The organism is Methylobacterium brachiatum, from assembly GCF_900113845.1.
GTDB lineage: Bacteria > Pseudomonadota > Alphaproteobacteria > Rhizobiales > Beijerinckiaceae > Methylobacterium > Methylobacterium brachiatum.
This window is the reverse complement of the sequence record NZ_FOQW01000002.1, coordinates 337,249-350,577: the sequence shown is the minus strand read 5'-3', so window position 1 is coordinate 350,577 and position 13,329 is coordinate 337,249. Positions and strand designations below refer to the sequence as shown.

The 13,329-nt window shown below is 71.0% G+C and carries 14 protein-coding genes and 1 tRNA gene; 6 read left to right on the top strand and 9 right to left on the bottom strand.

What is annotated here, in order from left to right; genetic code table 11:
- Positions 1 to 11: 11 nt before the first annotated feature.
- From BMZ47_RS29085 to fabA, 3 genes are all read right to left on the bottom strand, one after another.
- Positions 12 to 134, bottom strand: a complete 123-nt coding sequence (locus BMZ47_RS29085) for a hypothetical protein (protein WP_279596884.1) — start codon at positions 132 to 134, stop codon at positions 12 to 14.
- 59 nt (positions 135 to 193) lie between these two features.
- On the bottom strand, positions 194 to 1,420 hold the full coding sequence (gene fabB, locus BMZ47_RS01600; RefSeq protein ID WP_091857833.1) for a beta-ketoacyl-ACP synthase I: 1,227 nt from the start codon (positions 1,418 to 1,420) through the stop codon (positions 194 to 196).
- 140 nt (positions 1,421 to 1,560) lie between these two features.
- Positions 1,561 to 2,097, bottom strand: a complete 537-nt coding sequence (fabA, locus tag BMZ47_RS01595; protein WP_007559807.1) for a 3-hydroxyacyl-[acyl-carrier-protein] dehydratase FabA — start codon at positions 2,095 to 2,097, stop codon at positions 1,561 to 1,563.
- 224 nt (positions 2,098 to 2,321) lie between these two features.
- On the opposite strand from fabA, the gene irr reads away from it, so the two are divergent.
- A complete protein-coding gene (irr, locus tag BMZ47_RS01590; RefSeq protein ID WP_007559805.1) occupies positions 2,322 to 2,837 on the top strand; it encodes a Fur family transcriptional regulator Irr in 516 nt (171 codons plus the stop codon).
- Between the two features lie 533 nt (positions 2,838 to 3,370).
- On the opposite strand, the gene BMZ47_RS01580 is transcribed toward irr, so the two are convergent.
- Positions 3,371 to 3,934, bottom strand: coding sequence for an SH3 domain-containing protein (locus BMZ47_RS01580; protein ID WP_050732348.1), 564 nt, complete (start codon positions 3,932 to 3,934; stop codon positions 3,371 to 3,373).
- 332 nt (positions 3,935 to 4,266) lie between these two features.
- On the opposite strand from BMZ47_RS01580, the gene BMZ47_RS01575 reads away from it, so the two are divergent.
- Positions 4,267 to 5,265: a 2-hydroxyacid dehydrogenase gene (locus BMZ47_RS01575; RefSeq protein WP_007559794.1), complete on the top strand. Its 999-nt coding sequence runs from the start codon at positions 4,267 to 4,269 to the stop codon at positions 5,263 to 5,265.
- 15 nt (positions 5,266 to 5,280) lie between these two features.
- On the opposite strand, the gene BMZ47_RS01570 is transcribed toward BMZ47_RS01575, so the two are convergent.
- Positions 5,281 to 5,907, bottom strand: coding sequence for a cyclic nucleotide-binding domain-containing protein (locus tag BMZ47_RS01570; RefSeq protein WP_050732350.1), 627 nt, complete (start codon positions 5,905 to 5,907; stop codon positions 5,281 to 5,283).
- Positions 5,908 to 5,997: 90 nt separating this feature from the next.
- Positions 5,998 to 7,347 (bottom strand): flavin monoamine oxidase family protein, encoded by a 1,350-nt coding sequence (locus tag BMZ47_RS01565; RefSeq protein WP_244536717.1) that lies wholly within the window; start codon positions 7,345 to 7,347, stop codon positions 5,998 to 6,000.
- A gap of 178 nt (positions 7,348 to 7,525) precedes the next feature.
- Between BMZ47_RS01565 and BMZ47_RS01560 the strand changes: the two genes are divergently transcribed.
- Complete coding sequence (locus BMZ47_RS01560; protein ID WP_091857831.1) at positions 7,526 to 8,230, top strand: sulfate transporter family protein; 705 nt, start codon at positions 7,526 to 7,528, stop codon at positions 8,228 to 8,230.
- 93 nt (positions 8,231 to 8,323) lie between these two features.
- Entirely contained in the window at positions 8,324 to 9,610 is a 1,287-nt protein-coding gene (locus tag BMZ47_RS01555; protein WP_091857828.1) for an efflux RND transporter periplasmic adaptor subunit, read from the top strand.
- A 252-nt stretch (positions 9,611 to 9,862) separates the two neighbouring features.
- On the opposite strand, the gene BMZ47_RS01550 is transcribed toward BMZ47_RS01555, so the two are convergent.
- The 3 genes from BMZ47_RS01550 to BMZ47_RS01540 form a co-directional block, all read right to left on the bottom strand.
- Positions 9,863 to 9,949, bottom strand: a tRNA-Leu gene (locus BMZ47_RS01550).
- A 34-nt stretch (positions 9,950 to 9,983) separates the two neighbouring features.
- On the bottom strand, positions 9,984 to 11,180 hold the full coding sequence (locus BMZ47_RS01545; protein WP_091857826.1) for an FAD-dependent monooxygenase: 1,197 nt from the start codon (positions 11,178 to 11,180) through the stop codon (positions 9,984 to 9,986).
- 11 nt (positions 11,181 to 11,191) lie between these two features.
- Complete coding sequence (locus tag BMZ47_RS01540; protein ID WP_050732645.1) at positions 11,192 to 11,449, bottom strand: zinc-finger domain-containing protein; 258 nt, start codon at positions 11,447 to 11,449, stop codon at positions 11,192 to 11,194.
- 215 nt (positions 11,450 to 11,664) lie between these two features.
- Here BMZ47_RS01540 and map point away from each other — a divergent pair, with 215 nt between their 5' ends.
- Together map and radC are read left to right on the top strand one after the other, a co-directional pair.
- On the top strand, positions 11,665 to 12,492 hold the full coding sequence (gene map, locus BMZ47_RS01535) for a type I methionyl aminopeptidase (RefSeq protein ID WP_091857823.1): 828 nt from the start codon (positions 11,665 to 11,667) through the stop codon (positions 12,490 to 12,492).
- 6 nt (positions 12,493 to 12,498) lie between these two features.
- Positions 12,499 to 13,239, top strand: a complete 741-nt coding sequence (gene radC, locus BMZ47_RS01530; protein ID WP_091857821.1) for a RadC family protein — start codon at positions 12,499 to 12,501, stop codon at positions 13,237 to 13,239.
- Positions 13,240 to 13,329: the final 90 nt, after the last annotated feature.

The following is a 13,329-nucleotide window of genomic DNA, read 5'->3' as shown; positions in this document are numbered from 1 at the left end:
GGAAGGGCCGCCTAGAAATACCCGTCCGTATGCGAGCGGGCCTCCTCGATCAGCGCTTGCTTGGCGTAGATCGCGGCGCAACCTGCGATCATCAGGCCGCTCAGTGCACCGATCAGGAACGTACCCATGGTCACCACCCCATTCAACGGACGGTAAACGCCGCCTCTCACGGGGTGGTTCCGAAATGAGACTGTCAAGCGTCTACGTGCTTCAGGACCAGGGTGGCGTTGGTGCCGCCGAAGCCGAAGGAGTTGGTCAGGACGTGGCCGAGCTTGGCCTCGTCCCGGCGCTGGCGCAGGATAGGCATGTCGGCGAAGGCGGGATCGATCGTGTCGATATGCGCGCTCTCGCAGATGAAGTCGTTCTGCATCATCAGGAGGCTGTAGATCGCCTCCTGCACGCCGGTGGCGCCCAGCGAATGGCCGGTCAGCGACTTGGTCGCCGAGATCGGCGGGCAATCCTCGCCGCGGCCGAACACCTCGCGAATCGCCTCGATCTCCTTGTCGTCGCCGACGGGCGTCGAGGTCGCGTGCGGGTTGATGTAGTCGATCCGCGCGCCCTTCAGGCTTTCCATCGCCTGGCGCATGCAGCGCACCGCGCCCTCACCGGACGGGGCGACCATGTCGTGGCCGTCCGAGGTGGCGCCGTAGCCGGCGACCTCGCCGTAGATCTTCGCGCCGCGGGCCTTGGCGTGCTCCAGCTCCTCGAGGACCAGCACGCCGGCGCCGCCGGCGATGACGAAGCCGTCACGGTTGGCGTCGTAGGCGCGGGAGGCCCGGGCCGGGGTGTCGTTGTACTTCGACGACATGGCGCCCATGGCGTCGAACAGGGCCGAGAGCGTCCAGTCGAGATCCTCGCAGCCGCCGGCGAAGATGACGTCCTGCCGGCCGCCCTGGATGATCTCCGCGGCGTTGCCGATGCAATGGTTGGACGTCGCGCAGGCCGACGAGATCGAGTAGTTCACGCCGCGGATCTTGAACCAGGTCGCCAGCGTCGCCGAGGCGGTCGAAGACATGGCCTTCGGGACAGCGAAGGGACCGATCCGCTTCGGCCCCTTGTCGCGGGTGATGGCGGCGGCGTCGACGATCACCCGGGTCGAGGGGCCGCCCGAGCCCATGATGATGCCGGTGCGCTCATGCGAGATGTCGGCCTGTTCGAGGCCGGAATCCTGGATCGCCTGATCCATGGCGACGTGGTTCCAAGCGGATCCGCCGCCGTGGAAGCGCATGGCGCGCCGGTCCACGACCCCCTCGGGATCGAGGCTGGGCCGGCCCGACACCTGGCTGCGGAAATGGTGCTCGGCATAGCTCGCGTCGCGCGCGATGCCCGAGCGCGCCTCACGGAGGGAGGTCAGGACCTCCTGCGGATTGTTGCCGATGGACGAGACGATGCCCATCCCGGTGATGACGACGCGGCGCATGGTCGTGACGATTCCTCCGTCGCGGCGTCGGTCGCCCGCGCCGCGTCCCGGTCAGCTAAGGTGACGCGGACATAATCTCAACTGCCGAGGGCGTCCGGCGTTGCCGCCGGATGCGAAAGACGCCCCCGAACCGGGCTCGATCAGCTCTGGAACAGGCCGACCCGCATATCCTGGACCTGATAGACCCGCTCGCCGTCGGCCTCCAGCCAGCCGTCGCCGATGCCCAGCACCAGCTTGCCCTGGCGGACGCGCTTCACGTCGACGTTGTAGACGACCTTCTTCATGGTCGGCAGGACCTGGCCGGCGAGCTTCACCTCGCCGACGCCGAGCGCCCGGCCGCGGCCCGGCGAACCGAGCCAGCCCAGATGGAAGCCCAGCATCTGCCACAGGGCGTCGAGCCCGAGGCAGCCCGGCATCACCGGGTCGCCCTGGAAGTGGCAGGGGAAGAACCAGAGGTCGGGACGGATGTCGAGCTCGGCCGTGACATGGCCCTTGCCGTGGGCACCGCCCTCCTGGCCGATGCTGGTGATGCGGTCGAACATCAGCATCGGCGGCAGCGGAAGCTGTGCATTGCCCGCGCCGAAGAGTTCGCCGCGCCCGCAGGCCAGTAGATCCTCGTAGGAATAGTGCGACTTGCGGCTCGCGGCCTGTTCTGGCGTCTCGGCGTCTGTCGGCATGAAGGTGGCTGTTTCCTCTGGACTCTCTTGACGGGGCGGGTGCGCGCCATGCGCCAGTCGCCCGGTTCTTCGGCGCGCGGGTTAGCACGGGGCGCAGCGCCTTCAAAGCCATCAACGACTTCGCACCGGGTCCGAGGCGGCTCGGGTTGCGACCGGATGACCACTTCCATATAATGCAACGAATCCCATTCCTTCAGGGTCCTCGTCGAGCGTTCAGTCCCAAAATGTCCGAACTGCTGCCACTCCAGGCGATCCTCAACGGCCGGGTGCCCGCCCCCCAGCTGGAAGCCAACGGGATGCCGCGCCGCGGCTGTCCGCTGTCGGACCTGCGCGACCGTCTGCGCCGGGCCGGCCTGCGTCCGACCCGTCAGCGCCTGTCCCTCGGCTGGCTCCTGTTCGGCCGCGGCGACCGCCACCTGACCGCCGAGATGCTGTACGACGAGGCGATGCGCGCCAAGGTGCCGGTCTCTCTGGCCACCGTCTACAACACGCTCCATCAGTTCACCGAAGCCGGCCTGCTGCGCCAGCTCGCGCTCGACGGGTCGAAGGCCTATTTCGACACGAACCCGAGCGAGCACCACCACTTCTACCTCGAGGACGAGAACCAGGTGATCGACATGCCGGATTGCGGCATCACGGTCGATTCGCTGCCCGAGGCCCCCGAGGGCATGGAGATCGCCGGCGTCGAGGTGATCGTCCGTCTGCGCCGCGCTCGCCCCGCCGGCCGCCGCCAGAGCTGATTTTTTCGAGGGCTTCGGCCGCTCGCGTCGAGATCAAGCCGCCCGGTTTCGGGCGGCTTTTTTGTTGCGCATCGGTCGTTTCCGGATGCATCGCGGGTCCACCCTCCCGTACGGGAGAGGGACAGGGCGAGGGATGCGACCTCTCCGTATAGACCTGTCCCCTCACCCCAACCCTCTCCCGCTCGGGAGAGGGGGGGCGTGTCGCGGTCTGCACGAGCGAGGGTGTCAGCATTGCGGCGCGTGCGGGTGAAAAGCCTGCGCCTCGCGGAGGCGAGCGCCTGCCGGTCCTCAACCGAACCGCGGCAGACCGTTCCGAAAAGCGCCTATCCCACCCCTCCCCCTCATCCCGAGGCGACGGAGCGCAGCGGAGGCCTTGAAGGAGGGCTCCAGAGCTTGCGCGGGTCTTGAGGGCCCCTTCCCTGGCGACGCTCCGCCGCCACGTCAGGATGGGGGGGGAAGGCGCGGCGCAGATCTGGTCGTCGAATTGAGCCAAACGGCGTTGCCCGGCGCCCCTCCCCCGGAAACGAAAAACCTTACTCCACCACCTCGTTCGGATAGACGCCCCAGAGGCGGTTCTGGCGGATATAGCCGTCCACGTCCCGGCGGTTGGGCAGGGCGACGATCAGGCGGCACCAGGTGCCGGTGCAGCTCTTCACGTTGCCGATGACGCCGGTCTGGAGCCGGGCCTCGTCCTCGGCGCCCTCGTCGGCCTTGGCGCGCAGCGAGATCGCGGCCTTCTCGGCGCCCTTGTCGGGGCCGGCATTCACGATCGCGGTGCGCCGTCCCGACAGAAGGGAATGCAGCACCCAACCCTCGGTGCCCTCCGAGTCGCGGATCCGCCGCCAGGTCTCGAACTCGCCGACGATCTCCACCGGCAGGCCGGCGCGCTGGAACACCCACAGGGTGCGGTGATCCTTGGAGGGCCCTTCGCGCAGGTTGACGCGGTCGGTCTTGAGGCTGGCGTAGCGGGGCAGCGGCAGCTTGGTGACGGGGCCGATGCCGGTCTCCGGCGCGGAGGGCGGCGGGGCCGCGTTCGCGAAGGACAAACCGCTCAGGAGCAAAGCCGCGACGGCGAAGCTGAGGCGTGACGCGCGCATGGTCCTCTCCCTACCCCCATGGAACGTTGCCGCGCGGACTCGTCTGGGGCCGATCCGCTCGGGTTCTCGATCCCGCATCCGGCACCGCCCGGCGAGACGCTGCGCGGTCGCCCGGATCGCGACGGCGCGGCCCCGTGGCAGGCGGCTTCCGATTGTGTTCCGGCCCACCTCTGGTAGAGAGGCCGACGGGTCGGAACAGGCTCCGGGACAGGTGCCTCGCACCCGACCTGTCTGGCCGAGTTCGGTTAACGGACGCTTGCCGCGGATGGTCCGGATCTGGGCCGCCGGGCGGGGATCGCCAACACGGCCGCGAGGCTGACGGGGAGAGAGACGTGTCGAAGCGCAAGCCGCTGGTGGTCGTGACGCGGCGCCTGCCGGATGCCGTCGAGACGCGGATGCGCGAGCTGTTCGACGTGCGGCTCAGTCCCGACGATTCCGCGATGCCGCCGGACGCCCTCGCGGCGGCCCTGCGCGAGGCCGACGTGCTGGTCCCGACCGTCACCGACGAGATCGATGCCGGACTGCTGGCCCAGGCCGGCCCGAACCTGCGGCTGATCGCGAATTTCGGCAACGGCGTCGACCATATCGACGTCGCCGCCGCCCTCGAGCGCGGCATCACGGTCACCAACACCCCCGGCGTCCTGACCGAGGACACCGCCGACATGACCATGGCGCTCATCCTGGCGGTGGCCCGCCGGGTCACCGAGGGCGCCCGGATCATCCCGGATGACGACTGGACCACGGGCTGGTCGCCGACCTGGATGCTCGGCCGGCGGATCACCGGCAAGCGGCTCGGCATCGTCGGCATGGGCCGGATCGGCCAGGCGCTCGCCAAGCGTGCCCGCGCCTTTGGCCTCCAGGTCCATTATCACAACCGCCGCCGGGTCCCGGCCGCGATTGAGAGCGCGCTCGACGCGACCTACTGGGAATCCCTCGACCAGATGCTGGCCCGGGTCGACATCGTGTCGGTGAACTGCCCGCATACGCCCGCGACCTACCACCTGCTCTCGGCCCGTCGGCTCAAGCTGCTCAAGCCCGAGGCGATCGTGGTCAACACCGCGCGCGGCGAAGTGATCGACGAGAACGCCCTCGCCCGGCTGATCGAGGCGGGCGACGTCTCGGCGGCCGGTCTCGACGTGTTCGAGCAGGAGCCGGCGGTGAGCCCGCGCCTGGTGAAGCTCGCCCGCCAGGGCAAGGTCGTGCTGCTGCCCCATATGGGCTCGGCCACCTACGAGAGCCGCACCGACATGGGCGAGAAGGTCATCATCAACATCAAGACCTTCATGGACGGCCACCGGCCGCCGGACCGGATCCTGCCGAGCATGCTCTGATCCCGAGCGGCGGCGCTACAGCGCGTCGCCGCGGGCGGCCACAGGCTGCGGGGCGGTCTGGACGCTTTGGAACAGGCGCTCGCTGGTCAGCTTGAGGAAGTAGAACCCGAATTCCGGGTTCTGGTAATAGAGCTGCTTCACGTCGGAATAGGACACGCACAGCGCATTGCCGGCCTCGATGCAGATCAGCGAGGCGGTCCGGGTATTGCCGGGCGCGAGCAGGCCGAGCTCGCCGACGATCCCGCCCTTGCGCACCTCGATCCCGACCTCGGGGATCCGGAACGCGCCGCTCTCGACGTAGTACATCTCGCCCGCGGCATCCCCCTTGCGGAACACCACCTCGCCGATCCCGAATCGGCGCTGCGACCCGAACGGGCGCAGCCATTCGAGGGAGAGGTTGCCGTCGGCGGCAGTCTCGACGTCGCGCACCAGGCGCATCATCTGCCAGAGCCGGTAGGCGTTGAACGGGATCTGGATTGCCTCGGTGAGCACCACCGGCATGCTGCCGATCAGGATCCCGTAGGTGATCACCGCGCAGCTGGCGCAGAGCGAGATGATCCGCAGCGGGATCATGGTGCTCATCGCCGAGGCCGAGATGGTCAGCGCGGTACCGAGGTAGCCGATCGCCTCAATCCAATCCACGCGCGCCTCCGCCAGCTTCCGAGCTTGAGCGGGATGCCTGTCCCGCCGGGCTCCGGCAAGACGCGCGGCGGCGGGCGGCGCGCATGCGCCTCAGCCTGTGCCCGCGCGGATACGCTCGGCCGCGCCCGCGGCGGCGCGGGTGCCCTCCTCGTAGGCGCCCCCGACCGTGCCCCATTGCAGCCGCGACAGCGCCTCCCCGGCGAACCAGACCGTGTCGGCGAGCGGCGCCTGCAGGAACGCGCGGGCCGGTGCGTGGCCGGGGGGCACCACCGCCCAGGAGCCGCGCGCCCACGGATCATGCCGCCAGGCGCTCACCGCCGGGATGGTCAGGTCGCGCAGCCGCGCCCGGCCGAACTGCTCGGCCAGGACCGAGCGGACGTGGCGGCGCACGCCGTCGGGCCCGGACCCGGCCGCGTCGAGTGCCTCGGCCTCGTGCACGTCGAGCTCGTAATAGTGGAACGGCGTGCCGTCGATGCGGGTGAGCAGTCCGGGGGGCGAGCGCCGCGTGCCGTGGATCGCCGCCAGCCGGTCGCGGCCCTGGAACGGGCTCGACGGCCAGTGCAGCACGGCGTGCTCGTAGAGGCCGGTGGAGAAGCCGTCGATCGCCGCCCGGACCGCGTTCGGCAGCGGCGGCGAGAAGGAGGGCCCGTCGCGCAGCACCATGACCGGCACCGTCACGATCACCGCCCGGGCCCGGTATTCCGCGCCGCCGGCGGTCTCCACGCGCACGCGCCCGTCCGACCAGTCGATGCGGGTCACGGGGCTCGAGAGCGCCACCGGCAGGTCGTTGGCGAGCCGGGCGAGGTAATTGCCGTAGCCCCCGGCCAGGAAAAAGTTCTCGCTGTATTCGAGGCTCGGGAAGTCGTGCAGCGACACCTCGCCGAGCGGCCGGCCCGAGACCAGGCCGTGGACCTGCGCCACCCGGGATCCCCAGGGGCCGAGGCCCGGCGGCAGGGCGCTTCCCGCCGGCCGGTCCGGCCCCGGCTGCGCGGCGCCGCGGGTCATCGCCCGGTCGGCCCGGTCGAAGGCGCGGGCATTGGCCCGGACCTCGTCGGGGCGGCCCCGGCGGCGGTCGACCCAGACATGGCTTTCCTGGGGCGCGAGCTTCAGGCGCTCCCCGCGCGCCCGGCCGAGGGCCACCAGCGGGTTGATCGGCCCGGCATGGAGCCAGTGGGCGCCCAGATCGAGGGCGTGGCCGCGTACCGACACCGTGAAGGCCCGGCCGCCGATCCGGTCGCGCGCCTCCAGCACCGCCACCCGCACGCCGCGCTCGACGAGGGAACGGGCCGCCCCGATGCCGGCCGCGCCGGCGCCGATCACCAGCACCTCCGGATCCTGGGGCAGCGGCGCGAGGCGCGGCCGGTAATCGGGCCCGCGCGGCGGGTCCGCCGAGTGCCGCTCGGCTGCCCGGGGGGAAGTCGTCGAGGTCGAGGCCGTCATCCTGGCGTCCTGCACGCGCGCTCCTGTCCGCTCGCTCCGGTGCGGCGGCGCCCGGCCTTGCGCCGGTGGCCGCACCCCTTCACAACGCTGCCGCGCCGGGTCCGGCGCCCGAATCCCGACCTCATGCGTCCCTGCGGGTTCCCCCGGCGGCGCGCTCGCAAGCCGGAAACCCCGCCCGATGATCGTCGAGTCCGCCGCGGCGGCTTTGCGCCAGACCTTCTCCCCGCCCCTGCGGGCGATCCTGTGGAAGTCCCTGGGCCTGACGCTCGGGCTCCTGGTCCTGCTGTGGCTCGGCCTGACCCGTCTGGTCCAGGCCTTCCAGGCGAGCCACCACATCTCCGCCCAGTACCCGATCCTCGACAGCCTCGCCTACTACCTGGCCGGGTTCGGCCTGTTCGTGGTTCTGGCCTATCTCATGCCGGCGATCTCGATCCTGGTGGCGGGCTTCTTCCTCGACGACGCCGCCGCGATCGTCGAGCGCACGGATTTCCCGAACGATCCCCCGGGCCGGCCGATGCCGCTCGGCACCGCGATGTTCTACGCGGTGCGCTTCGCGGGTGTGACCCTGCTGGTCAACCTGGCGGCCCTGGTGATCTTCTTCGTGCCGGTGATCGGGATCGCGGCGTTCTTCGGCGCCAACGCCTACCTGCTGGCCCGGGAATATTTCGAGATGGCGGCGGCCCGGTTCCGGCCGTTGCCCGAGGCCGCCGCGATGCGCCGGACCTTCGCGGTGCGCACGCTCAGCGCGGGCTGCCTGATGTCGGCGATGATGGTCGTGCCGATCCTCAACCTGCTGACCCCGCTGTTCGGGATCGCCCTGATGGTCCACCTGCACAAGCGCCTCAGCGGGCGCCTGCGCCTGCAAGGTCCGGCGGCGCGCTAGCGCCCGCTGCGTCGAAGCCTCGCGCTGGTCGGCACGGACTTTGCCCGCTACCCTGGTCCGAGCCGGGCGCTGCTCGGGGTGGAGAGCCGATCGATGAAGGCGCACGACGCGGCGCAGGGCGACACCCGAGAGATTCCCCCGGCGCCCGGATTCGCCCCGTTCCTCCTGGTCGCGCTGGTGGCCGCCGGCCTGCTCGGTTACGGCGCCTACAATCACTGGCAGCGGGACGTCGAGGCCACCGCAACGCTGGAGGGGATCAAGACCCTGGTGCCCCAGCTGCGCACCATCGTGGCGGAACGGGCGGACGGGCCGCTCGATCTCACCCTGCCGGGCGAGACCCAGGCCTTCGCCACCGCGTCGATCGCCGCCCGCGCCACCGGCTACATCGCCGAGCGGCGGGTCGATATCGGCTCCCGCGTCAAGGCCGGCGACCTGCTCCTGCGCATCGCCGCCCCGGATCTCGACCAGCAGCTCGTCCAGGCCGAGGCGCAGGTCGGCCAGCTGCGGGCGCAATTGCTCCAGGCCCAGGCGCAGGTCGAGCAGGCCCGCGCCAACGTCAATCTCGCGAACCTGACCAACAACCGCACCTCGACCCTGGCGGTCCAGGGCTGGGCCTCGCGCCAGAATGCCGACACGTCGCAGGCCGGCGTCCTGTCGCAGGCCGCGACCCTGGCGGCCGCCGAGGCGGGGGTGAAGGTCGCCACCGCCAACATCAAGTCGCAGGAGGCGGTGGTCGAGCGGCTGAAGGCGCTCACCGCGTTCGAGCGGGTGGTCGCGCCGTTCGACGGCGTGGTCACGACCCGCAACGTCGATGTCGGCGATCTGGTCAAAGCCGACAATGGCGGCACGCCGCTGCTCAGCATGGACCAGGACAGCACCCTCCGCATCACCGTGAACGTGCCGCAGAACGATGCGGTCGGCGTCAAGCCGGGCGTCCAGGCCGAGATCAGCGTGCCCCAGATCCCGGGGCGGCGCTTCGGCGGCTTCGTCGAGCGCAGCTCGGTGGCGCTCAACGCCGCCTCGCGCACCCTGACCACGCAGGTCGACGTGCCCAACCCCGACCGGGCCCTGCGAGCGGGGCTCTACGCGGCCGTGACCCTGAAGATCCCGCGCACCGAGGAGAGCGTCTCGGTCCCGGCCGAGGCGACGGTGTTCAAGAGCAACGGCCTCCAGGTCGCCAAGGTCGGCGAGGACGACCGGGTGACCTGGCGGACGATCAAGGTGCGGCGCGATCTCGGGCGGGTGCTCGAACTCGAATCGGGCTTGGCGGCCGACAGCCACATCGTCTTCAGCCCGCCCCCGGAGCTGCGCGACGGCCAGACGATCGAGCGCGTGAAGCCCACGCCCCAGGCCAGGCCGATCCGGGCGGCGGAGCGGTAAGGGCTTCCGGTCGGTCGTGAAGTGGGCCTCTGCCGCCCCTCCCACCCAACCCGCCATCCTGAGGCGACGGAGCAGAGGGGGCCTCGAACACGGCCTCCCGAAATCGCGCGGCTTCCGAAGGGCTCCGTCGAGGCCCGCTGCCGCGAGTTTTCGAGAATGAGGGGAAAAAGGGATTTGCGTCGGTCCAAACCATCGGAAGCGGTCTGGTAGGCGCCGACGCCGCATCGGCCGAGCGATCGGGTCTGAGACGCTTGGTGCGGACGGCGGGACTCGAACCCGCACGGCCTTGCGGCCGCAAGATTTTAAGTCTCGTGCGTCTACCGGTTCCGCCACGTCCGCATGGGTCCCTCGGTAGCCGCGCAGGCGCGCGCGATCAAGCGGGGGGCGTCCAGCCGTAGAGCCAGGCGTAGCGGTCGCGCATGCCGTCGGGGCCGAGGCGGCGCATCACCATGTTCCGGGCAAAGCCCATCAGGCGGCCGGCATGGTAGGTCCGGCCGTTGGAGCGGGCGGCCCATTGAACGCGCCGCACCCGGGCGGTCCGGTCGGCCGTATATGCGGCGAGCGCGGCGGCGACGTCCGCATGGTCGGCGAGCGCCCGCCGGAGCACGGCGGCATCCTCGATCGCCAGGGCCGCGCCCTGCGCCAGGTAGGGCAGGACCGGGTGCGCCGCGTCGCCGAGCAACGCCACCCGGCCGGCGGCCAGCGGGCGCGCCACCGCCCGGTCGGCCAGCGACCAGACCAGCCAGGAATCGGGCAGGCTCAGCAGGTCGCGCAAGGGGCCGGCGCAGCCGCGCAGATGCGCGCGCAGCACGGCGGGCTCGCCGAGGCGCCCCCAATCCTCGTCGCCCACCGCCTCGGGCACCACCGCGACGACGTTCAGGAAGCGGCCGCCGCGCACCGGGTAATGCACCACGTGCCGGCCCCGGCCGAGCCAGAGGCCCGTGGCCGGGCCCTGGAACGCCTCGGGCACCGCCTCGCTGGGGATCAGCGCGCGCCAGGCCGCCGCCCGGCCCGGCCTCAGGGGCGCCGCGTCGAGATGGCCGCGCAGGCGCGAGCGCAACCCGTCGGCCCCGATCACGAGGTCGAACGGCAGGGCCTGCGCGCCGCCGCTGCTTTCCGCGGTGAGCACGGCGCCGGAATCGGTCTCGGCCAGGCCGGTGATGTCGCGGCCCATCATCAGGCGGATCGCCGGACGGCTGCGCAGGGCGTCGAGCAGCAGGGTCTGCAGGTCGGCCCGGTGGATCACGTAATAGGGCGCGCCGAAGCGCTGCTGCGCCGCCGCGCCGAGGCTGACGCCGCCGATCCGGCGGCCGCTGTCGAGGGCGCGGACCTCCACTGCAGGCGGCTCGCTCGCGGCGCGACGCAGGGCCGCCGAGAGGCCGAGATCGGCCAGCACCCGGCTGGCATTCGGGGAGATCTGGATCCCGGCCCCGACTTCGCTGAAACCGGTGCGGCGCTCGATCACCGTGACGGCGTGGCCGGCATCCGACAGGGCCAGGGCCGCGGTCAGACCGCCGATCCCGGCCCCGACGATCCCGATCTCCAAGGGCGTTCGACTGTCCGAGGGCAAGGGAGGGTGCGCTACTCCGCGGCGACGGCGGCGGCGTCGTGCCAGACGCAGGCCTGCGGATCGGCCTCGTCGGCCTTCAGGCCGGCGCGGTAGCGATAGAGCGTCGAGCAGTACTGGCAGATGATCTCGGTGTCGGCGCCCATGTCGAGGAACACGTGCGGGTGGTCGAACGGCGGCAGCGCGCCGATGCACATGAATTCCTTCACCCCGACCGCGATCACGGGCACGCCCGGCTCGTTGTGGAAGTGCGGTACCGCCTTGCCTGCCATACGGCCCTCGCCTGCCCTGCGCCCGTCCGCTGGGGCGAATCTGCCCGGACGCTCCGGGGCGTCTCGCGCCCGCTTATGCCGCCAGCCCCGCGGCCGGCGCAAGCCTCCCGAGCCGCGCACCCGCGCGCCGCCGGGTGCCGGCGGCTTGGCCTGCCGCGCCCGGCACCGTACATAGGTCCGACAGCCGATTTACGACGCCGCAAAAAGTCTCGACGATGCAACAGGAACAGGCCACCGCGCAGGGCACGCGCCGGGCGCCGGAGCCGCCGATCCACGGCCCGGAGGGATTCGAGGGCATGCGCCGGGCCGGCCGCCTGACCGCCGAGGCCCTGGACGTCCTGATGGAGGCGACCCAGCCCGGCGTCACCACCGAGGAGCTCGACAAGCTCGCCTACGAGTTCGCCATGGATCACGGCGCCTATCCGGCGTCGCTGCTCTATCGCGGCTATCCCAAGTCGATCTGCACCTCGATCAACCACGTCGTCTGCCACGGCATCCCGAACGACAAGCCCCTGCGCGAGGGCGACATCGTCAATCTCGATTGCTGCCTGATCCTCGACGGCTGGCACGGCGATTCGAGCCGGATGGCCTATGTCGGCGAGGTCCCCCGCAAGGCGCAGCGCCTGTGCGAGATCACCTACGAGGCGCTGATGCGCGGCGTGGCGGCGGTGAAGCCGGGCGGCTTCACCAACGATATCGGCCGGGCGATCCAGACCTATGCCGAGAGCGAGCGCTGCTCGGTGGTGCGCGACTTCTGCGGCCACGGCCTCGGGCGGATCTACCACGACGCCCCGACCATCCTGCACTACGTCGAGGCGAGCTACGACGTGCCGCTGAAGCCCGGCCAGTTCTTCACCATCGAGCCGATGATCAATCTCGGCCGTCCGGCCGTGAAGGTGCTGGGCGACGGCTGGACCGCGGTGACCCGGGACCGCTCGCTCTCGGCCCAGTTCGAGCACACGGTGGCGGTGACCGAGACGGGCGTCGAGATCTTCACGGTCTCGCCGAAGGGGCTGCATCAGCCCATCAACCCGGCGGCCTGACCGTCCGTGACGCCGGCCCCGGACGACGGCGCGGCGGGGCTGTTCGACGACAGCCCGACGCCCGCCGCCAAGGAGGCGCCGCATTATCACGGCCATCGCGACCGCCTGCGGGAGAAGTTCGCGGCGGCCGGCGGCGAGGCCCTGCCGGATTACGAGCTGCTGGAGCTGGTCCTGTTCCGGGCGATTCCCCGCCGGGACGTGAAGCCGCTGGCCAAGGCGCTGGTCGCCCGCTTCGGCAGCTTCTCCGAGGTGGTGAGCGCCGAGCCGGCGCGGCTGATGGAGGTCGAGGGCGTCAGCGCCGGGGTCGCCGGCGATCTGAAGGTGATCGAGGCGGCGGCCCGCCGGCTCACCCGCGGGGCGCTCCGCGAGCGCGACCTCCTGAATTCTTGGGCGGCGCTCCAGGATTATCTGCGCACCACCATGGCGTTCGCGCCGCGGGAGGAATTCCGCATCCTGTTCCTCGACAAGCGCAACCACCTCATCGCCGACGAGGTGCAGGGGCGCGGCACCGTCGACCACACGCCGGTCTATCCCCGGGAGGTCGCCCGCCGGGCCCTCGAGCTCTCGGCGACCGCGATCATCCTGGCGCACAACCATCCGTCCGGAGACCCGGCGCCCTCGGCGGCCGACGTGGCGATGACTCGGGAGATTGTTTCGGTCCTGGCACCACTGAAAATTGTGGTGCACGACCATGTCATCCTCGGTCGAAACGGACATGCCAGCCTGAAAGGCCTCAAGCTGATCTGATCTTCCTGCCGTCTTGAGCGTTGTCGACCGCGCGTATAGCCCTGTTGGGGGTGGCGCGCCTCTTGCCTGAAGAGCGAGAGCGTGAGGGAG

What these genes read in the sequence shown, in the direction of transcription:
- BMZ47_RS01560 (WP_091857831.1), top strand. Translation starts at nt 7,526, where the DNA reads ATGATCGTCGAGTCCGCCGCGGCGGCTTTGCGCCAGACCTTCTCCCCG.
- fabA (WP_007559807.1), bottom strand. Translation starts at nt 2,097, where the DNA reads ATGCCGACAGACGCCGAGACGCCAGAACAGGCCGCGAGCCGCAAGTCG.
- BMZ47_RS01555 (WP_091857828.1), top strand. Translation starts at nt 8,324, where the DNA reads ATGAAGGCGCACGACGCGGCGCAGGGCGACACCCGAGAGATTCCCCCG.
- BMZ47_RS01540 (WP_050732645.1), bottom strand. Translation starts at nt 11,449, where the DNA reads ATGGCAGGCAAGGCGGTACCGCACTTCCACAACGAGCCGGGCGTGCCC.
- BMZ47_RS01565 (WP_244536717.1), bottom strand. Translation starts at nt 7,347, where the DNA reads ATGACGGCCTCGACCTCGACGACTTCCCCCCGGGCAGCCGAGCGGCAC.
- irr (WP_007559805.1), top strand. Translation starts at nt 2,322, where the DNA reads ATGTCCGAACTGCTGCCACTCCAGGCGATCCTCAACGGCCGGGTGCCC.
- BMZ47_RS01580 (WP_050732348.1), bottom strand. Translation starts at nt 3,934, where the DNA reads ATGCGCGCGTCACGCCTCAGCTTCGCCGTCGCGGCTTTGCTCCTGAGC.
- fabB (WP_091857833.1), bottom strand. Translation starts at nt 1,420, where the DNA reads ATGCGCCGCGTCGTCATCACCGGGATGGGCATCGTCTCGTCCATCGGC.
- map (WP_091857823.1), top strand. Translation starts at nt 11,665, where the DNA reads ATGCAACAGGAACAGGCCACCGCGCAGGGCACGCGCCGGGCGCCGGAG.